Source organism: Roseibium sp. (assembly GCF_048261595.1).
GTDB lineage: Bacteria > Pseudomonadota > Alphaproteobacteria > Rhizobiales > Stappiaceae > Roseibium.
Map to the genome: position 1 here is coordinate 582836 of NZ_JBLXFW010000002.1, position 21137 is coordinate 603972.

Genomic DNA, 21137 nt, shown 5'->3' on the forward strand with positions numbered 1-21137 from the left:
CCCTTCCCTGGCTCCTTTGCCCCAAGCGGCTAGAACTGAATGCTCTCGATGTCGGTGAACTCGATCCGGGCTCCATCATTCAGGTCAATGTAGCCGGCGGCATCATCCGATAGCGTAATCTCACCATTCATCATGTCGACATTGTTGATGGTTCCGGACGTCACCGTGACGTTCCAGTCGGTTCCGTAATCCCCAAGAACGGTACCGCCGTCATTCAGATCGATGATGTCAATCCAGCTTCCGCCAGCGCCACCGTAGACGGTATCGTTGCCGTCACCCATGGCGTAGCTGAACACGTCACTGCCATCTCCGCCAAACAGGATGTCGTCACGGGTGCCGCCCACGATCAGGTCATCGCCATCCATGCCATAGATCGTATCCTGGCCGCTGAGACCATAGATCGTATCGTTTCCGCTGGTTCCGGTCAGAGTGTCGTTGCCTCCGACCGTCAGGTCGGCATCCGTGTAAACGATCTCCGAGATACTGAAGTCCGAACCGCCCAGACCAAGCGTATCGACATCGGCCGTGAACACGATTTGATCGAACAGGGCAGACGTATCAATGTCGACAGTCGTTGTCCCGTCGAAGGTGCCCAGGAATGTTCCCGCCTCGACAAACTGTCCATCATTGAACGTGTACCAATGCCCCACTTCGCAATCGACGCCAAGGTTATCAGAGTAGAAATTGGAGACACTGACTGTTGCCTGGCTTACGTCCTCGTAGAAGCTTACGGAGAATTGCTCCGACGCCCCGTGCAAGGTGTCATAGCCAATCTGGTTTCCATCCAGCAGCCCGGTTACGTCACCGCTAACGCCGATGAGACCGCCATCAGTCGCGAGATCCGCGAGTACGCCAAGGGTCAGGCTCCCTGCCACCAGGTTCGTGACACTAACCTCGAAGCCCTGGTTGGCAAGAAGGACGTTCGAGGCATCGATCGAGCCGGTTTCACCGACATAAATGGTCTCTTCCGTGCCGTAGAAGACGGGATCGCCTTCCTGGTCGACCACGCGGATATTTATGCTCTCCGTATTGCTGAGGCCGCCGTCGTCAGTGACGGTAACGTTCACCGTGACAGAACCCTCGGTCTCGTAATCGAGCGAGATCCCATCCTTGAGTTTCAGCATGTATCCGCCGCCGTCGGCAACGACTTCAAACCTGTCGTCGGAGACAGTGAACGCATGGCTGTCGCCCAGATTCGGATCAACCACCGACAGGGAAACGATGTTCGCACCGGCATCGTTCTCGGCAACAATCACGCCCTCTGAGTCGGTCAGGACGACATTGTCGATCTGGGTACCCTTGAAGTTGTTCTCACCGACTTCACGGAAGGTAAGCCGGTCGTTCCCGGCGCCGGCACCGCCGACGACTTCGAAGGAGTAGGTGTTCCAACCGTCACCGTCGAGCGCCGGATCGACCCGGGCGACGAGTTCGCCGCCCCAGTAGATTTCAACGATGGCATCACCGGCAGGGCCGCGGTCGCGCAGGTCGACTGACAGGTCATAGGTCAGTCCGGCTTCGAGACCCTGGATATCCTGATAGGCGTACCCGTTGCTATGGTCATCGGCCAGATCAAGCCGGTGGTCCCCGTCCGTCGTGCCCAGATTGCTCCAGCCGCCGGTCTGGATGTCCGTATTGACCGTTACCCAATCATTGACATTGGCATCACCGTAATAGAGCGCATCGCCAGAGCCGCCGTCATTTCCGGTCGAGGTGAAATTCTCGAAGCTGCCGTTCTTGACGTAATTGATGCGCTGCGCCGGTTCGCCGACAACAAGGTCAGGCGCGACATTGGGGTCGTTGACCGCAATCTGGAAGCTGCTCACAGACGACGATCCGTCCGAGGACGTGCCGGTCACCTGAATGGAGATCATCGGTTCGTTTGTTGAATCGAAGACCGCGCCCTCAGCCACCGTGACTTCGCCGCTTACCGGATCGATCACGAAGCGTGCGTCATCAATGGTGTAGGAGACCGTGTCTGTCGCATCCAGATCCTCTGCAAAGACCGAAATGCCGACAGAGGTTCCGGCAACCGCATTGTCCTGAATGACATTCAGCGTAGCGTCGATATCGGACACCGAGCCGATCGAAAACTCGTTCTCGTCCGAAATCGTGACGGTGAAGGTCGCACTTGAGCTGGTGCCGTCGGAAGACGTTGCCGTCACCTCAAGATCAATGGACGATACGGTCTCCGCGTCCAGATTTGCCCCTTCGGCGACAGTCACCACACCGGTATTCGCATCAATGACGAAGCGGCTGTCCGAGATCGAGTAGGTCACCGTGTCGGAAGTGGTCGGATCGTCGGCAAATGCGGTCACACCGACCACTGTGCCGGCGGCCGAGTTCTCCGCTACCACGTTTGCCGAAGCATCGACGTCCGCGAGAGCCTCGACCGGGTAGCCACTTTCATCGACATCAATGACATTGACCACAACGGTTTCACTGTCGGTCAAGCCGGTCGAGTCCGTCACCGTGACAGTGACACTGACCGAAGACTCTACCTCGAAATCGAAGGCCTCGTTGTCCTTCAATTTCAAAATATACTGCCCGCCGTCTGAGACGACCTCGAACCTGTCATCCGAAATCGTGAAGCTGTGCGTGTCACCGGCATCCGGGTCGACCACGGAAAGCGATGTGATTTGGGCGCCTTCGAACTCCTCGGCAACATCCAGGGTGGTGCTTGACGTGAGAGAGACGCTGTCGATCAGCGTACCACCATTGTTGTCCGACCCCACCTCAACGAAGGTCAGGGTGTTGCTGCCATCGCCCGAGCCGCCGATGACGGTGAAGCTGAAGGTTTGCCAATCCGCTCCGGTGAGTGCCGGGTCGATCGTGTCGAGCAGTTCGCCGTTCCAGTAGACCTTGGCAACGCTTTGGCCGAGGCCACCACGGCTCTTCAGGTCCATCGCCAGATTATAGACATGCCCGTCCAGCTGACCTTCGATCACCTGGGAAGCGACTCCATTGGTGACGCTTGCGAGGTCGAGGTGGTGGCCCCCGTCCGTGGCTCCGTAATTGTTGTGACCGGCCTGGTGGATATCGACATTCTCAACGGTCCAACCGTCGACGCTGTCGGGGTTCTGATACCATCCACTTCCGTTCGAACCGCCCAGGGTGCCCGTGAAGGTTTCAAAGCTGCCGTTGACCACGAATTCCCTGGCCCCGACTTCATTGACCACCAGATCCGGGGCATCGCCCCCATCCTCGACGTTGATCGTGAACGTCGCAGACGTGCTCGAGCCATCCGTGGACGTCGCCGTGACTTCAAGGTCAATCGAGGAGACAGTCTCCGCGTCCAGGTTCGCACCCTCGGCAACCGTCACAACACCCGTCTCCGCGTCGATGACGAAGCGGTCGTCGGTGATGCTGTAGGTCACCGTGTCGCTTGCATCCGCGTCCGACGCAAAGGCCGTGATGCCGACAACCGTTCCGGCAGCCGCGTTCTCCGCAACCGTGTTGTCCGACGCATCCGTGTCGCTCAGCGGCGTGATGCCGAACTCGTTCTCGTCACTGATCGTGATCGTGAACGTCGCAGACGTGCTCGAACCATCCGTCGACGTCGCCGTGACTTCCAGGTCAATCGAGGAGACCGTCTCCGCGTCCAGGTTCGCACCCTCGGCAACCGTCACAACACCGGTCTCCGCGTCGATGACGAAGCGGTCGTCGGTGATGCTGTAGGTCACCGTGTCGCTTGCATCCGCATCGGACGCAAAGGCCGTGATGCCGACAACCGTACCGGCTGCCGCGTTCTCGGCAACCGTGTTGTCAGACGCATCCGTGTCGCTCAGCGGCGTGATGCCGAACTCGTTCTCGTCACTGATCGTGATGGTGAAGGTCGCAGACGTGCTCGAACCATCCGTGGACGTCGCCGTGACTTCGAGGTCAATCGAGGAGACAGTCTCCGCGTCGAGGTTCGCACCTTCGGCAACCGTCACAACACCCGTCTCGGCATCGATGACGAAGCGGTCGTCGGTGATGCTGTAGGTCACCGTATCGCTCGCATCCGCGTCCGACGCAAAGGCCGTGATCCCGACAACGGTTCCGGCTGCCGCGTTCTCGGCAACCGTGTTGTCAGACGCATCCGTGTCGCTCAGCGGCGTGATGTCATTGTCGTCGACGTCAGTCACCGTGAAGGTGAAGGCTTGGGTCGAAGTTGAGCCGTCGGTCGATGTCGCGGTCACGTTCACTTCGAGCGTCGCTTCCGTTTCCGCGTCGAAAACGGCACCTTCCGCGATCGTTACGACACCGGTCTCCGGGTCGATTTCAAAGCGCGGATCATCGATCGAGTAGGAAACGCTGTCGGTTACATCCGCGTCCTCGGCGAATGCGGTCAGCCCGACCTGGGTGCCTGCGGCAACATCTTCTGCGAACGCGTTTTCCGTATCGTCAAGGTCAGTCACCGGACCGACGTCAAACTCGTCCGCATCGGAAACGGAGAAGTCGAAGGTCGCAGTCGAGCTCGACCCATCCGACGACGTTGCAGTGATTTCGACGGTGATCGAAGGTTCGGTTTCTGCATCGAACTCCGCGCCTTCTGCGACCGTGACGACGCCTGTTTGCGGATCGATCGCAAAACGGGAATCGTTGATCGAATATGTGACCCTATCTCCTTCGTCCACGTCGAGTGCAAACCCGGTAAGGCCGACAAAGGAACCCGCCGCCGCATCCTCGGAAAAACTGTTTGGCGAGCCATCGGTGTCGAACAGATCACCGATCTCAGTGTTCGGAATTGGATCGTCGGCGGTGTCACCGGTACCGGTACCGGTACCGGTGCCGGCACCAGCGCCCGCTCCAGCACCGACACTGGCTGCCGCGGCTTGCGCGCCATCATCGCCGGTCGAAAGTTCAACGGGTGCCGTGTCGATGTTGCCAGCGGCCGGAGCGGCGTCATCGATCGGGGCACTGTCAGCACCATCAGGCGCGGCTGCCGCCTGAACAGTCGTTGCCGCCGCAGCATCAACACTTGTTTCCACGGGCCCCGCTTCCGCGGTGGCACCGAGTTCAGCGGTTACGCCCGTGGCCTGATCGGGGGATGCACCGTCCCCTTCAACGGGACCGACCTCGTTGCCTTCCGGCTCTTCGGGAACTGCCTGATAAAGGTTGGCAACGGTCGCCTCGCTGGATTCACCGGCATCGACTTCAAGGCTGTAGTCGTTCGTGTCTCCGGGCCGATAGGGATCCGCGTTCTGCGCGCCCGCGCGAACCGCATCCGCAGACGCAACGGGGCCGGACGCAGTCTGCCCGCCACCGCTCTGCTCGGACGTGGTGGACGTCTGCGGTGTGGGTTGAGCCTGCTGGGTACCAGAATCCGTATCAGCCATGACGAACGCGCTCCATTTATTTGTCGCGCCATTCAGGACCTACAGAATTAATAAAAGTAGAATCGAATACTTATCAAACATTGTCAAAATCTACAGTATCGGCCGATTTTCAAAGTTATTGGTAAACGCTTTTTCAATGTTTAGGGCCATAATTCTTGGTTCTGGAGGCACAGCCACATGTTTCGCTTTTTCAATCAGGCATTGAACAGCATCCTATTACCTCACCTAAGAATAGAGGACTCGGAAACCGGCGAAATAATCAAGACACCGCCGCTGCCGCGCTCGGTCATGGTTGCCTCGGTGCTGATCAATATCCTTGGCCTGGCAATGCCTTTGACCATCCTGCAGGTCTATGACCGTATCTTGCCGAACCAGTCGACAGACACCTTGCTGGTTCTGATCCTGGGCCTTGTGATTGTCCTGCTTCTCGACGCAGTCCTTAAGATCATCCGCTCTTTCACGGTGGGCTGGCTCGCCGCCTCTTTCAGCCACAAGGCACACCTGGAAGCGATCCGGCGTATCCTTTACTCCCGGTCGGATGCGAAATCGGCCGTTCCGATGTCGCAACAACTCGACAGCCTGCGCTCGCTTCAGTCGCTGAGCGACCAATACGGCAGCACAGCGCGCCTGCTGGTGATCGACCTGCCGGCCAGCCTTCTGTTCCTCGCCGTCCTTTTCATCATCGGCGGACCGGTGGGCTTCGTACCCATCGTACTCCTCGCCCTCTTCACCCTGCGCACCTCCCGTCTCAATGATAAGCTCAACGAGTTGATCGGCAAGCGCGCGGTGCAGGATCAACGCAAATACGATTTCATCATTGAAGTCCTGTCCGGATTGAGCACCATCAAGTCCCTGGCGCTGGAGCCCCAGATCATGCGCCGGTTCGAGCGTCTGCAGCGGCAGACGGCGGAACTGGGATACGATTATATCGAGCTGTCCAACCAGGGGCGCAACACGTCTGGTTTCTTCACGAGCCTGACGACCATTTGCGTCGTGGCCGTTGGCGCTGTGCTCACCTTCAACGGTCACATCAGCGTCGGCGCGGTCGCAGCATGTACCTTGCTCGCCGGCCAGGTCGTACAGCCACTCTTGCGCGGTATCACACAGTGGACCGACATGCAGCGCATCAGCCACGATTTCAAGGAAGCAAGCCAGCTCTTCGAAGTCCCTGCACTGGATCTGAAGATCGACGAGTACATGGAGGTGCGCGGCGAGATCGAGCTGACAGACGTCGCCTATCAACACGCGTCCGGCGCCATTGTCCCGCTGCGTGGTATCTCGCTCAAGATCGACGCGGGGGAATGCATCGCCTTTGACGGTGCGGATGCCGGGGGCCGTTCGACACTCATGCGGCTCCTGAGCGGCGATATTGCGCCGACCGCAGGGACGATAACGGTCGACGGGCAGGATCTGTTCGGCACCAGTCAGCGCAGCCTGCGCAGGCACATTGCCTACGTCAACAACGATGCCCAGGTCTTCAGCGGCACGATCCTTCAGAACCTGACGATATTCGGGTCGAAGGCCGATCCTCGCAAGGCACGGATGGCCGCCGATCTGATCGGCCTGGAGAAAGACATTCACCTGCTTCCGCTCGGCTACGACACAATGCTCGGCGGCGGGATCGATGAAAATCTGACCGGGTCGTTCATCCAGCGCATCGCGATTGCCCGTGCATTGGCCGGAGAACCAAAGCTGCTGTTGCTCAACGACGCAAACGGCGTGCTGGACATGCCGAGTGAAACTGCCCTCATCAAGGCGCTCGAGCGGATCAAGGGACAGCTCACGATCATTATCGTCAGTCACCGTCCCTCCTTCAGAGCCATCGCCGATCGGCAATTGACAATCGAGGACGGCAAGCTCGTGTCCGGCGCACCCGAGGATGTCGCCGCCGCCCGGACAGCCCCTGCAGCGCCCCCCGCAGCGGTTGCCAAGGATGCCGTGGCAGCAGAGCAAAAAGACGTACAAGCATTCGCCGATGCCTTGTTCGAACCTGCAAGACAACCTAGAGAGGCGAGCTGAGGAACGGTCATGGCTATCGCGGAAAACCTCTCGACGACCGGCTTCGCCTCCCCCGCCGGCAATCAAGGTCAGAAGACAACGGACCTGCAACGCCGCCTGCATATCCAGTCGGGCGGTAACCGAAAGAATGCGTCACCTGCGGAGAACTGCCTGATCCCGCTGCTGAAGGCCCTCGCCTGGGACGGTCTCGAGCGCCATCTGTTCGAAGCCCTGCCGCATCTTGAAGGTATCGGAGGCATCTACGAACTGCGCGCGGTTCTGACACGGCTGAACTACAGGACGACACAGTCCGCGAAGAAACTTAAGGATCTGACTGCGGAAAACTTCCCCTGCATCCTGTCCCTCGCCGACGATGTCTATGTCTGCCTGGGCCGGACTCAGACGGGCAAGATCCTGGCCTACAGCGGCAGCCGCAAGGAAGAAGTCTCCCTGCCTCAAACCGCCCAGCGCGACGGTGACCTTTTCCTGATCAATCAGGAAGAAGGCGGGATCGGCGCAAGGTCCGCCGAGTTCATGCACTGGTCCTCGCGGCTCATGCACCAGTTCCGTGGCACGCTGACCTCCATTCTGGTTGTCGGACTGCTGTCGAACCTGATGGCGCTCGGACTGCCGCTGTTCGTGATGAACATTTACGACAAGGCCATTGCAGCCAAGTCGCCGAATGTCCTGGTAACACTTTTGATCGGCGTTTCCGTAATCCTGGCACTGGATCTTCTGGTCAAGACGACAAAGGCCAGGCTTCAGGCCTATTTCGGCACCAGGCTCGATTCCGTCGTGGCCAACGCAACCTTCCGGCACTTCCTGCATCTTCCCCTGGCAATGACGATTTCAGCGCCTATCGGCGCCCAGATCACCAGGCTCCGTCAGTTTGAAGGTGTGCGGGACATCTTCCACGGCAACCTTGCCAATGCGCTGATCGACCTGCCGTTCTCCGCCATCTTCATCGTCGCGCTCGGCATACTTGGCGGCCAGCTGGCCTTGCTGCCCGCAGCCCTGATGCTTGTCTACACGATCGCCGCCTTCACGATGGTTCCCCGCATGAAGCGCGCGATCAACGTGACCGGCGAGGCCAAGTCCAGGCTCCAGAACATCACGGTCGAGACCCTGGGCAAGCATACTGCCATCCGGGATCTCTCGGCCGATTCCATCTGGCTGGAGAAGTACCGCACCATCTCATCCGACTTCGCCTTGAAGAACCTGAAAACCCGGCAACTCTCGATGATCATGCAGGTCGTCTCGCAGATGATGATGACCGTGTGCGGCATCGCCGTCCTTGGCCTGGGAGCAATTCAGGTGATGAACAAGGACCTGAGCCAGGGTGCTCTTATCGCGGTGATGGCCCTGTCATGGCGTTCACTCAACCCGATGCACCAGGCCTTCCTCAGCCTGACCCAGCTTGGCCAGGCGCAGCAGACCATCGAGCGCATCAACAGCCTTCTGAAGATCGACCTGGAACGCCAGCCCGGCGCGGTTCCCAGCCTTCACCGCGCGCTCAAGGGCAACCTGACCCTGTCGTCCCTCGTCATGCGATACCCGGGCCGCCAGGAACCGGCGTTGCGCAATCTGAACCTGCGGGTTGAAAAGGGCGAGGTCCTGACGATTACCGGTCCGAGCGGATCGGGCAAGACCACCGTCATGCGCACGATACTCGGCCTGTACCGCCCGCAGATGGGAGCGATCCTCGCCGATGACCTCGATATCCGCCAGCTCGATCCCGGCGAATGGCGCAACACAATCGGATATGCGCCCGAACACTACGACTTCTTTTACGGGACGATCGCCCAGAACATGCAGATCGCCGACCCGCAGGCGGACATGGCACGTCTGCGCCAGACGTTCGAGGACTTCGGTCTCGACCAGTACAAGGACCTGCTTCCCGAGGGTCTGGAAACGCGCCTGAGCGGCACCCTGCTCGAACGTATTCCGGACAACGTCAAGCAACGCATCCTGCTGGCCCGCGCATTCACCCGCGACGCCCCGATCTACCTGCTCGACAATCCCGCCGGCAACCTCGATTTCGAAGGCGACAAGCTCCTGATGAAGAAGATCGACGAGGTCCGTGGCCGCTCGACAGTCATCATGACGACCTATCGTCCGAGCCACATGCGCATGGCCGACCGCCTGGCCTACCTGCAGCAGGGTCAGGTGACGATCTACGGGCCTCCCGAGGAAGTGCTCGACGAAGTGATGAAGCAATAGCCATGAAAACAGGCTCTTTCCTTTCACGTTACCCATTCTTTACGCAGCGTACCCTAGTCTTCGAACGGTGCATTTCCAGGGACGGTCACCATGACTGACGAAATCGATCCTCTTCGAAAGGCGGTATACGGTCGCGTGGGGCTTCCGCTCGAACTCGAGGACGGAGTTCCGCCCGCTCTCTACTCTCGCCTGCTGATCGGCCTGACCAGCGCGACCGCAGCGTTGCTGATCTGGGCGTCCATCGGAGAGATCCGTGAAGTGGCAGCAACGGTCGGTGAAATCGTTCCGGCCGGCCAGATCCTGGCCATCGAGCATCTCGAAGGCGGGATCGTTCGCGAGCTGCTCGTTGAAGAGGGCGACCTGGTTCATGCCGGCGACCCGCTCGCTCGCCTTGAAAAGGAGGACACGACGGCCGAGCTTGCGCGCATCGAAAGCCGCCTGTCCTACCTGCGCCTCGAAGAACAGCGCCTGCTCGCCCAGGAATACAGCGATGTTGCAACGATCGGACTACGCCTGCAGTCCTCGATCAACGGATTGAGCAACCAGCAGCAAGCGGCGCTGACGGCAAACAAGCGCGCGCTTGCCGAAGAACAGCAGGCATTGGCGGCTCGCGTCGCACAAAAGCGCGCCGAGATTGATAGCCTGGAAGCCCAGCTTGCGCTTCAGGAATCGCAGGTCGAGCTGGAAAAGGAAAAATTCGACATCCAGGCCGACCTCCTCAAGCAGGGCTACACGTCGCGCCGCCGGTTTCTCGAGGCCAAATCCGAATACCAGCGCATGCTGGTGACCCGTGCACAGGTTGCGGGCAATATTGCCCAGGCACGCGAGAGCCTAACGGAAGCCCAGGCCAGCCTCTCCAAGGCCGGAGCAGAGGTGAACCGTAACGTCGCCGACGAACGCTCCCGAATTGCCCAGGAGCGCGCCGAACTGGAACAGGAAGCGCTCAAGCTGAAAGACCGGCGCGACCGCCTCTTCGTGACGGCACCTGTCGATGGCTACATCCAGTCGGTGGGGCAGTCAGGGCGCGGCGCGGTCGTCAATCCCGGTGATCTGATTGCCGAGATAGTCCCCATCGCCGACGATCTGGTGGCCGAGGTCCGCGTCGATCCGAAGGATATCGGCCATATCGAGATCGGCCACGAAGCCGACATCTCGATCACCAGCTACGACCCGAACATCCACGGAACGGTTGCCGGCAAGGTGCAAACCCTGTCCGCATCGAGCTACCAGGATGAGTCGGGAGAGTACTATTTCAAGGCGATCATCGGCTTCCCGGGCCGGACCGTCGGTGTCGGCTCCAACGAGCGGCCGATACGCCCGGGCATGCAGGTCAACGTGCAGATCGTCACCGGTTCGAAGTCGATCATGCGCTACCTCCTGCACCCGGTTACCCGCGCCATGAACACGATCTTCACCGAGCGCTAACCGCCAACGGCACTTGAGACGCAAAACAAAAAACCCCGGAGGCCGGCCTCCGGGGTTTTCATTTCGTGATGGACGCTCAGCCCGGTCCTAGTGGGTGGCTGGCGTGACCATTGCGGTGATGGTGTCCTGAACGGTCAGAACCCCTATCGGCGCACCGTGTCTATCGACCACGTTTGCCTTGCTCTCGCCGGTGTCCGCGAAACTGCGGGCCGCTTCCTCAAGCAGGATGCCTGACGGCACCGTCAGGCCGCCTTCCAGCCGGCGTTCCCTGTCCATGACCGTGTCGACCAGGATCACCCGGCCGCGGTTCACTTCCTTGACGAAGTTGGCGATGTATTCATCCGCCGGGCGCAGGACGATCTCCTGACCCGTGCCCTGCTGGACCACGGCGCCGTCGCGGAGGATGGCGATACGGTCACCGAGCCGCAAAGCCTCGTCCAGATCATGGGTGATGAAGACGATGGTCTTTTGCAGCTCTTCCTGCAGGTCGAGCAGAACCGTCTGCATGTCCATCCGGATCAGCGGATCGAGTGCAGAGAATGCCTCGTCCATCAGGAGGATATCGGCATCATTGGTCAGTGCGCGGGCAAGGCCCACACGCTGCTGCATGCCGCCTGAGAGCTGGTTGGGATAATTGTCCTCGAAGCCCTCGAGACCGACGCGGGCGATCCAACGCTCGGCGCGCTTCGCGGCTTCCTTCGCCGGAACCCCCTGGACCTCCAGACCGTAGACCGTGTTCTTCAGCACGGTGCGATGCGGCAGAAGCGCGAACTTCTGGAACACCATCGCGGTCTTGTGGCGGCGGAAATCCCGCAGCTCCTTTGCCGTCATCTGGCAGACGTCGACATCCCCGTAAAGGACCTCGCCGGCGGTCGGATCGATCAGCCGGTTGATATGACGGATGAGCGTCGACTTGCCCGATCCCGACAGCCCCATGACCACCTGGATCTTGCCGCCCGGCATGGAGATGTTGATGTCGTTGAGCCCGAGAACGTGGTTGTGCTTCTCGTTCAGCTCGGCCTTGGACATGCCCGCCTTGACCTTATCGACCATCGACAGGGCGTCGGGACCGAAGATCTTGTAGAGGTTGCGGATTTCAATACCGATCGGCTCGGCCGGTGTTTCGGTGGACGTATCAGCCATGAACCACCTCCGAATGTTTCTGCAGGCGCTTGCCGTAGGCCTGGGTGGCGCGGTCGAAGATGATGGCGATCGCCACGATGGCGAGGCCGTTCATCACGCCCATGGTGAAATACTGGTTGTTGATCGCCTGGAGAACCGGTTGCCCCAGTCCCTTGACGCCGATCATCGAGGCGACGACGACCATGGCCAAAGACATCATGATGCACTGGTTGATGCCGGCCATGATGGTCGGCAGCGCGAGTGGCAGCTGCACATTGACCAGCTTCTGCCACGACGATGAGCCAAAGGCATCGGCAGCCTCCAGAACGTCCGGGCGGACAAGGCGGATGCCGAGATTGGTCAGGCGGATCATCGGCGGAATGGCATAGATCACCACCGCAATCACGCCCGGCACCTTGCCGAGGCCGAAGATCATCACGACCGGGATCAGATAGACGAAACTTGGCATCGTCTGCATCAGGTCGAGGATCGGATTGACGAAGGCTTGCACCCTGTCAGAGCGCGCCATGATGATGCCGATCGGAATGCCGAACACGATGGCGACGAGGGTACACACGGCCACCATCGCAATGGTGCGCATTGTGTCCTCCCACATGCCGAAGTAGCCGATCAACAACAGCGCGATCAACGACCCGATCGAGATCTTCACGCTGCGGCTCATCAGGAAGACGATGCCGATGAGAACCGCAAGAACGAGCGGCCACGGCGAGGAGATGAGAAGATCTTCCAAGGCCACCAGGAATATTTTCAGTGGCTCGAAAAAGCTTTCCAGCGTCTCGCCGTAAGCGCGGGTGAAGTCCTTGAAGCTGCCGTCGACGGCAAGTCTGAGGTCGCGTAGATCCCTGCGCCCCAGAGACGGAAATTCTGTCCAGTCCATAGTGATGCCCCGTTTTCCAGGAGTCTTAGTGAAGAAGCCCGCGATTTTCGCGGGCTCCAGTCTTGTCCATCAAACAGGTCAGGCCTTAGAGCGCAGCCTTGATCTTTTCCGCCACTTCAGGCGACACCCACTTGGTCCAGACATCTTCGTGGTTTTCCAGGAAGTAGTAGGCACCGTCTTCGTTGGTCGCCTGGTTGTCCGTCATCCAGGCAAGGACTTTACCCGCGGTGCGGTTGTCCCAGCTGCGGCCCTTGACGTAGTCCATGGCAACACCGGCCTTTTCGGCGAATTCCTTGGTTACGACCGTGTAGACTTCCGATGCGACCCAGGAGTTCTTCTTCGGCTCGGCACATTCCGTCTTCACGGTGCAGCCGTCCCACTCGGCCTTGTCGTGCGGCACTTCGAAGTCGAGCAGGGTCATGTCGTACTTGCCCAGGATCGCAGTCGGAGCCCAGTAGTAGCCGAGCCAGCCTTCGCTCCGTTCGAACGCACGTGCGATGGAACCGTCAAGGCCTGCTGCAGAACCGGAATCAACAAGTTCGAAACCGGCTTCTTCACCGCCGAACGCCTTGAACAGGTTGCCGGTCGTGATCTGGCAGTTCCAGCCCGACGGGCAGTTGAAGAATGCGCCCTTGCTGCTGTCTTCCGCGCCCGGGAAAAGCTCCGGATGCTTGAAGGCGTCGGCAACGGTCTTGATGTTGTGCTTGTCGGCGATGTAGGTCGGGACCCACCAGCCTTCGACGCCGCCCTCGTTCAGGATGTTGCCGCCGATGATCAGTTCACCTTCGGCGACCGCCTTGTCGAGGGGCTCGCGAACCGCGTTGATCCAGAGCTCCGGCGCCATGTCCGGCTCGCCCTTTTCATTCATCGAGGTAAAGGTCGGCATCGTGTCGCCGGTCACCAGCGAGACCTCGCAGCCGTAGCCTTCCTCGAGAATGATCTTGTCGATATGTGCGATCGCACCCGCGGATGCCCAGTTCATTTCGGCAATCGTGACGCTGCCGCAATCTTCTGCGGCCATCGCGGAAGATGCCCCCATGGCAAGCGCAGAGACAGCTGCGGACAAAAGCAGTTTTTTCATAGGATTTCTCCATCGATTTCTAATGACGAATGGGATGAACCGAGAGGTAGCGCGGAAACACACATCGAGTAGTTTCTCACGCAGGAAACGGGTTTCACAGATCTTGAGAACAATGCTTTAGTTTCCCCGACCACAACGAACTGTCTTCGGTATTCAGTTGTCGCGATTTTGAAACGCATTATTCCACTTTTTGCCAGAACTAATCCCTGCACGACCGCATCATGAAACGCGCCGGAACAGGAATTATTTTCAGTCCGAAGACGGGATCTGTTCGGTGACAACATTACACTATGAGCCCCGAGAAACAACCGCGCTCGGCGACTTTCATTAAACCAAGCATTAATCGGAAAGATTTCCCCATACAAACGACAGCTTCGAAAAGAACCAGCCAGCTTCCAGTTCAAAACTTAACAGCCTCTTAACCATTTAGCTGTCCTGCAAACGACACAAGCACCAGCAATGACGACAGAATTTTCCGGCCGTGCAAGAAGGCACTCAGAGGACCTGACGAAGCCGATTCGAGATGCTAGAAATGGTTTCGGCCCACCGAACGGACACCTGTCCAATGCAGCAAGCCTGCATCTGTTCCCGAACGCGAACGAGTTTCCATGCATTCCTGTTTTCACCTCGCCTATCACGTCACCGATCTCGATGAGGCACGCGCCTTCTACGGCGGACTGCTTGGCTGCAAGGAAGGGCGCAGCACCGAGACCTGGGTCGACTTCGATTTCTTCGGCCACCAGATTTCACTGCATCTCGGCGAACCCTTCATGACAACGAACACAGGCAAGGTTGGTGACCACATGGTCCCGATGCCCCATCTGGGCGTTGTCCTCGACATGGAAACCTGGAAGGCACTCGCCGACAGGCTTACGGCGGCGGATCTCGACTTCGTCATGAAGCCGACCATCCGCTTCAAGGGAGAGCCGGGCGAACAGAGCACCATGTTCTTCCGCGATCCGTCGGGCAATCCGATCGAGGTCAAGGGGTTCGCCGACACCTCCGGCATCTTCGCAAGATGAGTGTCAGGGTTCTCCCGCTCGTCGCCCGTGGACCGGAGGACGAGCTGTCGTCCTGGATCGACAGCCTGAATTCAGCACTTGGACCCGAGACGACCGTTCGGCTTTTGCCTGATCTGTCCCGCGAGGAGAGCGCCGCGGTCGAGGTCGCCATTGTCGCCAACCCGGACCCTGCCGACCTTGCCTCCCTCCCCGCACTGAAATGGGTGCAAAGCCTCTGGGCCGGCGTTGAACGCATGGTCGCAGAGCTTCCCGCGAACGGACCGAAGATCGTCCGTCTGGTCGACCCGCAGATGGCGGAGACCATGTCGGAAGCCGTGCTGGCCTGGACGCTGTACCTTCACCGCGACATGCCCCGCTATGCCCGCCAGCAAGCGGAACGCAAATGGCAGGAACACACGCTGAAACTGCCATCGGAGCGGATCATTGCCGTTCTTGGCCTTGGCAACCTGGGACAGGCGGCAGCGCTGCGATTAAAGGCAAATGGCTTCAATGTCATCGGCTGGAGCCGCAGCTCAAAGGACATCGCCGGCGTTGAGACCCGGTGCGGCGAAGACGGCCTCAAGTCCGTCCTCTCCCGCGCCGACATCGCCGTCCTCCTGATGCCGCTGACCGAAGATACCCGTGATCTCATCGACACCCGAAGGCTGTCGTGGATGCCGCACGGCGCACAGGTCATCAACTTCGCCCGCGGCCCGATCATCGATGACGACGCCCTGCTCGGCGCGCTGGACGAAGGGCGAATTGCCCATGCCGTGCTGGACGTCTTTGCCGCCGAACCTCTATCCGATGATCACCGCTACTGGGATCATCCGTCGGTGACGGTCCTGCCGCACATCTCGGCACCGACGATACATTCGACGGCATCGAGGATCGTCGCCGACAACCTGCGCACCTACTTCGACAAGGGCACCATTCCGCAAGCAGTCGACCGGACCCGCGGATATTGATTTGGGACGGTCGCTGTTGCGGCCTTGTCACGCAGTCTGATTATGAACGGCATCGCCGGAGTTCCCGGCGGTTTCGAACGATCAGGCAGACCCCATGACAGACCTTCCCGTGCTCGGCGCGGCAGTTTCCCTGAAAGCGCTGCAACGCCACCGCAGCCTTTTCCTCGAAAAACCGCGCGACATCGAGATCCAGGATTTCATCTACCCCGACCTTCTGTCGTCGGGTTGGGAGGACGCCGTCGAACAGGCCAAGACCTTGCTGGATGGCCACGAAGGCCGTGTCGGCATCCACGGCCCGTTCTGGGGCTTCTCCGTGGATACGATGGATCCGGATGTCCGGCAGGTCGTGAAGAAGCGCCTGCTGCAGGGGCTTGCGGTCTGCGAGGCACTTGGCGGCACCCACATGGTGGTGCACAGCCCCTTTACGACGTGGGATGCCAACAATCTCGACATCTACGACAATGGCTTCGAGCAGAAGATCGAGCTTTGCCATCTGACCATGGCCGAAGCCGTCAGGCGCGCGGAGGACATCGGCTGCACCCTGGTGATCGAGAACATCCAGGACAAGACCCCCGCGGACCGTCTTGCGCTTGCGAACAGCTTCAATTCGTCAGCCGTGGCCGTCTCCATCGACACGGGCCACGCTCACTATGCCCATGGCTCGACAGGCGCTCCTCCGGTCGACTATTTCGTCAAGTCCGCGGGCAACCGTCTGGCCCATGTCCATCTGCAGGATGCGGACGGCTATGCGGATCGCCACTGGGCACTTGGCCGCGGCACGGTCAACTGGCACGCAGTCTTCGAGGCCCTTGGCAACCTCACCAGCAATCCGCGCCTGATCATCGAACTCAACGATCACGACCAGATTCCGGACTCCATTGCCCACTTGCGGCGCCTCGGGCTGGCGCAGTAGGGCGCAGCATTGCTGCCGGCGGGAGTGTCACAAACCCGCCCGCGGTACATCGCGATCAGCCCTGGAAGTCGGTGATCACAGCAGTTCCCGGCGCGGTCGGGCCGTTCATGGCATGCAGCTCCGCGCTGGCGCCCGACAGGCCGATCTCGCGCGATACCAGGGGCGTCAGGTCCACCTTGCCACGCTCGATCATGTCCAGCAGCGAGGCATACTTCCACGACGGCATGCCCCGCGATCCGTAGAGGGCGAGGTTCTTCATGTAGACCGCGTTCATGTTGATCTCCATGCGCGCCGTCTTGCCGACCGGCATGCCGACCTGGATATGACGGCCGAGCGGCGCAAGGCATTCCAGCGACGCATTGGTGGTGACGGGAACACCGAGCGCCTCGACCGAAACATTTGCGCCGCCCCGGGTCAGCTCGATGATCTTTTCCGCCGCCTTGCCGTCGGCACCGTTGATCGCCGCATCAACGCCGAGCGAGAGCGCATGGTCCAGCTTCTCCTGCACGATATCGACCACGACAACCTGTGCACCCATGGCCTTGGCGAGAAGCGCAGCCGAAAGCCCGATGCCTCCTGTTCCATGGATCGCGACCCATTCACCAGCGCGCAGATCGGCCCGGTCGGTCAATGCGTGCCAGGACGTGGTCACCCGGCAACCGAGACCGGCCGCGAGACCGGGGGACAGGCTCTCTGGCAGTGGCACCAGATTGTGATCGAAGGGAACGGCGACATACTCGGCGTAGGCACCAGGCATGGTGAAGCCGGGCGCAACCTGGTCCGGACATGTATTGGAGACCCCGGACTTGCAGGCCTGGCAGCTGCCGCAGGCCAGGATGAAGGGCGCGATCAGCTTGTCGCCAACCTTGTATTTCGCCAGCCGCCCGGTCTCGACGACCGTTCCGCAGTATTCGTGCCCAAGGATGGCCCCGGGCTTGACGCGCGGATGCTCGCCGGACCAGCCGTGGTGGTCGGACCTGCAGACACCACAAGCATCCACCTTGAGCACGACGCCCGTGTCCGGGCACTCCGGATCCGGAACCGTCTCTATGGAAAGGTCCTTGTTGAACTCGCGTATCACCGCAGCACGCATCTTGTTTCCTCCCGATTGCAGGCCACTCGAAGGCCAGCCGTTCACAAGACTTGAGCCGATTTGTTCCAGCCCGACAAGCCACCTATGCGGCACAGGTGTTCGGAAGTGAAAATTGTGCAGCGGTTGCAGGCAGAGCAGAAATAAATCTATGGTTACCCTAGCCGTCAATACAAACGGGAATCATCAAACGACTTGATTTTCTTCATACTTAAAGAAACGTGCAACAAAGGGAGTGGGGTGTGTTTCACAAAATATTCCTGCCAATCGACTTGCACCATGCGGACAAGTTGAAAAAAGCGCGCCAGGTGGCTCTGGATCTTGCAAAGCACTACAACGCTACCTTGCTTTACGCTGCAGTGACGACAAATCTGCCGGATTCCGATGCTCACACGCCTGAAGAGTTCGAGGCCAGGCTAAGACAGCTCGCCGAACAGGATACGGCAGGCCATGGCGTTGAGACCGAAACCCACGTGATCATCAGTCATGATCCTACGGCCGATCTGGATAACAAGCTGCTGGAAGCCATTCGCGCAGAACAGGCGGATGTCGTGATCATGGCGACCCATGTGCCAAATCTGGCTTCACGTTTCTGGCAGTCGAACGGCGGCTGGATTGCTGACCATGCCGACATCTCGGTCTTCCTGATCAGATCTGCCTGACCTTTCCGGTTTCCGAGGAGACTTCTCATGACCACGAACAGCGACACCCAAGGCATTCCCGAGCCGGAAGGGGCAACCGCCATCATCGAGACCGATTATGAAATCGGCCAGGACAATATCGAATCCAGTCTGGGGCCGTTTGGCTTTGACATTCACAATCCGGTTTTTCTCATTTCCGGCCTCTCGATCGTCGGATTCGTTTTCCTGACATTGGCACTACAGGAACAGGCCGGCACCATCTTCAGCGGCCTTCGCGGATGGCTGACCGCTTCCCTGGACTGGTTCTTCCTCGCCAGCGCCAATGTTTTCGTGATTTTCTGTCTGGTATTGATCGTCACCCCGCTCGGCAAGGTCCGTATCGGCGGCAAGGATGCCACACCCGACTACAGCTATGCCGGCTGGTTCGCGATGCTTTTCGCGGCCGGAATGGGCATCGGCCTCATGTTCTTCGGCGTCAGCGAGCCGATCTCCCACTTCAATTCCTCGCTCGGAGGAACAGCTGCGGAAAACGGCTTGCGGACAGACTGGGCGCCGCTGGGGGCAGCGCTGGACAATCCTCAGGCCGCAGCAGAGCTGGGCATGGCCGCAACCATCTTCCACTGGGGTCTCCACCCCTGGGCGATCTATGCAGTGGTTGCCCTGGCATTGGCGCTGTTTTCCTACAACAAGGGTCTGCCGCTCACGATGCGGTCTGTCTTTTACCCGATTTTCGGAGAGCGTATCTGGGGCTGGCCGGGACATATCATCGACACGCTCGCGGTTTTTGCCACCTTGTTCGGACTGGCCACGTCTCTGGGCTTTGGCGCGGAACAGGCCAACGCCGGACTTGAATTCCTGTTCGGTATCCCGAACAACGACATCTCCCGTGTCGTGCTTATCTCTGCCATTACCGCAGTCGCGCTCATCTCGGTCTACCGCGGCCTCGACGGCGGCGTGAAACTGCTCAGCGAGATCAACATGGGCCTTGCGGCCTTGCTGCTGCTTTTCGTCATTTTCGTCGGGCCAACGGCGGCTATTTTCTCCGGTTTCGCCGACTATCTGGTCGCATATGTGCGCTATCTTCCGGCACTCTCCAATCCGGTCGGCCGCGAAGACGTGAACTTTTCGCAGGGCTGGACCAGCTTCTACTGGGCCTGGTGGATCTCCTGGTCTCCTTTCGTCGGCATGTTCATAGCCCGGGTCAGCCGGGGCCGTTCGGTCCGCGAGTTCGTGATTTGCGTTCTATTGATCCCCTCGCTGGTCTGCGTTGTCTGGATGTCTGCCTTCGGCGGCACGGCAATCAACCAGATCGTTCAGGACGGTGTAACAGCCGTCGCCGATGCCCCGCTTGAGCTCAAGCTGTTCATGATGCTTTCGGAAATGCCGCTGAGCGCGATCACGTCGTTCCTCGGCATCGTGCTGGTGATCGTCTTCTTCGTCACGTCGTCGGATTCCGGCTCGCTGGTCATCGACACGATCACCGCCGGAGGCAAGGTGGATGCGCCCATGCCTCAACGGGTGTTCTGGTGCACCTTCGAAGGGCTGGTGGCTATTGCCCTGCTTCTCGGCGGCGGACTTGGCGCCCTGCAGGCCATGGCGGTATCGACGGGCTTCCCATTCGCCGTGGTCCTGCTTCTGGCATGCTACGCCACCTACAAGGGGCTCGCCGACGAGCCCCGATGACGGAAGGGCCGGAAAAGCACGGTGATTCAAGGCGACCCGGCGCCAATGCTTAGGCAATGAATGGATCCCCGCACACGGCGGGGGTTGCACCGTCAGGAGACAGACGGGGGTATGAGCCTCTCCGCTTTGCGCCGCTTTTGCTTTCGCTCCACGGTCTCGCCCCTCTGTCTGCGTTCGCCGTCCCGGCCTTGTGCCGGGGCCCCATTTATAGATGCTTTTTCAATGCATTGAGAGGAGTACCGATCCCGGATATTCGATTCGCTGCGTCCGGGAAGGCAGGCCGGAGAGGTTTGTCATCAACCTCGTTTCTTCCGGATCTCGTTCCAGACAAGGGGCTGATGACGTGACGCCAGCACGTATAGCGCCGCGAGGCTTGCCTCCGGCGTTTTCCGCATGTGGTCCGTGGGAAAAGCCACGGGATGGCAGGCGCGCCGGACTTGCCGGGCGAATTGGGTTGGTTGGGTAATTGGCAAGGCGTCGCGCCTGCCCGAAGGCCTGTCCCAGGCATCTCGCCGAGCGCTAAGGTTTCCATCCGCGTGCCACTGCGGACTGCGAGGAGGGCTGTCAATTCTCCCCGACCCGTCGCCTCTCTGACCGGGCTGTCCCACGTCTGTCACCCGTGGCGCCTTCGGCTTGAGCGATCCGCCGGAGCACGCTACCGGTCCGTTATCCCGCATAGGCGCTCCTGACCTCCGGCTCCCGCCGCCCCGAACGGTCGGTCCACTCAGGGCCCCGTGACGGCGAGAACAGCACCAAGTGTAAGTCAGGTCGGAGGGGTG

General features: G+C 59.9%; 13 protein-coding genes. 8 read left to right on the plus strand and 5 right to left on the minus strand.

Translation table 11 applies throughout. From position 1 onward, the window contains the following. Positions 1–29: 29 nt before the first annotated feature. A complete protein-coding gene (locus tag ACN0SY_RS10000) occupies positions 30–5318 on the minus strand; it encodes a beta strand repeat-containing protein (RefSeq protein ID WP_417686851.1) in 5289 nt (1762 codons plus the stop codon). 177 nt (positions 5319–5495) lie between these two features. Between ACN0SY_RS10000 and ACN0SY_RS10005 the strand changes: the two genes are divergently transcribed. The 3 genes from ACN0SY_RS10005 to ACN0SY_RS10015 all read left to right on the plus strand — a co-directional run bounded on the left by ACN0SY_RS10005 (position 5496) and on the right by ACN0SY_RS10015 (position 10961). Then, positions 5496–7337 carry a peptidase domain-containing ABC transporter gene (locus ACN0SY_RS10005; RefSeq protein WP_417686853.1) on the plus strand — a complete coding sequence of 614 codons (1842 nt, stop codon included), beginning with the start codon at positions 5496–5498 and terminating at the stop codon, positions 7335–7337. Between the two features lie 9 nt (positions 7338–7346). Further along, on the plus strand, positions 7347–9536 hold the full coding sequence (locus ACN0SY_RS10010) for a peptidase domain-containing ABC transporter (RefSeq protein ID WP_417686855.1): 2190 nt from the start codon (positions 7347–7349) through the stop codon (positions 9534–9536). Positions 9537–9626: 90 nt separating this feature from the next. Then, positions 9627–10961 carry an HlyD family type I secretion periplasmic adaptor subunit gene (locus tag ACN0SY_RS10015; protein WP_417686857.1) on the plus strand — a complete coding sequence of 445 codons (1335 nt, stop codon included), beginning with the start codon at positions 9627–9629 and terminating at the stop codon, positions 10959–10961. Between the two features lie 87 nt (positions 10962–11048). On the opposite strand, the gene ACN0SY_RS10020 is transcribed toward ACN0SY_RS10015, so the two are convergent. The 3 genes from ACN0SY_RS10020 to ACN0SY_RS10030 form a co-directional block, all read right to left on the minus strand. After that, entirely contained in the window at positions 11049–12104 is a 1056-nt protein-coding gene (locus ACN0SY_RS10020; protein WP_417686859.1) for a quaternary amine ABC transporter ATP-binding protein, read from the minus strand. Further along, positions 12097–12981, minus strand: a complete 885-nt coding sequence (locus ACN0SY_RS10025; protein ID WP_417686861.1) for an ABC transporter permease — start codon at positions 12979–12981, stop codon at positions 12097–12099. The genes ACN0SY_RS10020 and ACN0SY_RS10025 overlap by 8 nt, the downstream gene beginning before the upstream one ends. 85 nt (positions 12982–13066) lie before the next feature. Further along, positions 13067–14062: an ABC transporter substrate-binding protein gene (locus ACN0SY_RS10030; protein ID WP_417686863.1), complete on the minus strand. Its 996-nt coding sequence runs from the start codon at positions 14060–14062 to the stop codon at positions 13067–13069. Positions 14063–14670: 608 nt separating this feature from the next. Between ACN0SY_RS10030 and ACN0SY_RS10035 the strand changes: the two genes are divergently transcribed. The 3 genes from ACN0SY_RS10035 (at position 14671) to ACN0SY_RS10045 (ending at position 16944) form a co-directional block, all read left to right on the plus strand. Then, positions 14671–15084 carry a VOC family protein gene (locus ACN0SY_RS10035; RefSeq protein WP_417686865.1) on the plus strand — a complete coding sequence of 138 codons (414 nt, stop codon included), beginning with the start codon at positions 14671–14673 and terminating at the stop codon, positions 15082–15084. Next, on the plus strand, positions 15081–16031 hold the full coding sequence (locus ACN0SY_RS10040) for a 2-hydroxyacid dehydrogenase (protein ID WP_417686867.1): 951 nt from the start codon (positions 15081–15083) through the stop codon (positions 16029–16031). Before ACN0SY_RS10035 ends, ACN0SY_RS10040 begins: the two co-directional genes overlap by 4 nt. A 94-nt stretch (positions 16032–16125) precedes the next feature. Then, positions 16126–16944 carry a sugar phosphate isomerase/epimerase family protein gene (locus tag ACN0SY_RS10045; RefSeq protein ID WP_417686869.1) on the plus strand — a complete coding sequence of 273 codons (819 nt, stop codon included), beginning with the start codon at positions 16126–16128 and terminating at the stop codon, positions 16942–16944. Between the two features lie 55 nt (positions 16945–16999). Here ACN0SY_RS10045 and ACN0SY_RS10050 read toward each other — a convergent pair whose 3' ends face one another. Further along, on the minus strand, positions 17000–18037 hold the full coding sequence (locus ACN0SY_RS10050; RefSeq protein WP_417686871.1) for a zinc-dependent alcohol dehydrogenase family protein: 1038 nt from the start codon (positions 18035–18037) through the stop codon (positions 17000–17002). 239 nt (positions 18038–18276) lie between these two features. Here ACN0SY_RS10050 and ACN0SY_RS10055 point away from each other — a divergent pair, with 239 nt between their 5' ends. Both ACN0SY_RS10055 and ACN0SY_RS10060 read left to right on the plus strand, forming a co-directional pair. Beyond that, positions 18277–18696, plus strand: a complete 420-nt coding sequence (locus tag ACN0SY_RS10055; RefSeq protein ID WP_417686873.1) for a universal stress protein — start codon at positions 18277–18279, stop codon at positions 18694–18696. 27 nt (positions 18697–18723) lie between these two features. Then, on the plus strand, positions 18724–20358 hold the full coding sequence (locus tag ACN0SY_RS10060; RefSeq protein ID WP_417686875.1) for a BCCT family transporter: 1635 nt from the start codon (positions 18724–18726) through the stop codon (positions 20356–20358). Positions 20359–21137: the final 779 nt, after the last annotated feature.

Excerpts from the sequence above, each read along its gene's own strand:
- ACN0SY_RS10000 (WP_417686851.1), bottom strand. The coding sequence starts at position 5,318 with ATGGCTGATACGGATTCTGGTACCCAGCAGGCTCAACCCACACCGCAG.
- ACN0SY_RS10005 (WP_417686853.1), top strand. The coding sequence starts at position 5,496 with ATGTTTCGCTTTTTCAATCAGGCATTGAACAGCATCCTATTACCTCAC.
- ACN0SY_RS10010 (WP_417686855.1), top strand. The coding sequence starts at position 7,347 with ATGGCTATCGCGGAAAACCTCTCGACGACCGGCTTCGCCTCCCCCGCC.
- ACN0SY_RS10015 (WP_417686857.1), top strand. The coding sequence starts at position 9,627 with ATGACTGACGAAATCGATCCTCTTCGAAAGGCGGTATACGGTCGCGTG.
- ACN0SY_RS10020 (WP_417686859.1), bottom strand. The coding sequence starts at position 12,104 with ATGGCTGATACGTCCACCGAAACACCGGCCGAGCCGATCGGTATTGAA.
- ACN0SY_RS10025 (WP_417686861.1), bottom strand. The coding sequence starts at position 12,981 with ATGGACTGGACAGAATTTCCGTCTCTGGGGCGCAGGGATCTACGCGAC.
- ACN0SY_RS10030 (WP_417686863.1), bottom strand. The coding sequence starts at position 14,062 with ATGAAAAAACTGCTTTTGTCCGCAGCTGTCTCTGCGCTTGCCATGGGG.
- ACN0SY_RS10035 (WP_417686865.1), top strand. The coding sequence starts at position 14,671 with ATGCATTCCTGTTTTCACCTCGCCTATCACGTCACCGATCTCGATGAG.
- ACN0SY_RS10040 (WP_417686867.1), top strand. The coding sequence starts at position 15,081 with ATGAGTGTCAGGGTTCTCCCGCTCGTCGCCCGTGGACCGGAGGACGAG.
- ACN0SY_RS10045 (WP_417686869.1), top strand. The coding sequence starts at position 16,126 with ATGACAGACCTTCCCGTGCTCGGCGCGGCAGTTTCCCTGAAAGCGCTG.
- ACN0SY_RS10050 (WP_417686871.1), bottom strand. The coding sequence starts at position 18,037 with ATGCGTGCTGCGGTGATACGCGAGTTCAACAAGGACCTTTCCATAGAG.
- ACN0SY_RS10060 (WP_417686875.1), top strand. The coding sequence starts at position 18,724 with ATGACCACGAACAGCGACACCCAAGGCATTCCCGAGCCGGAAGGGGCA.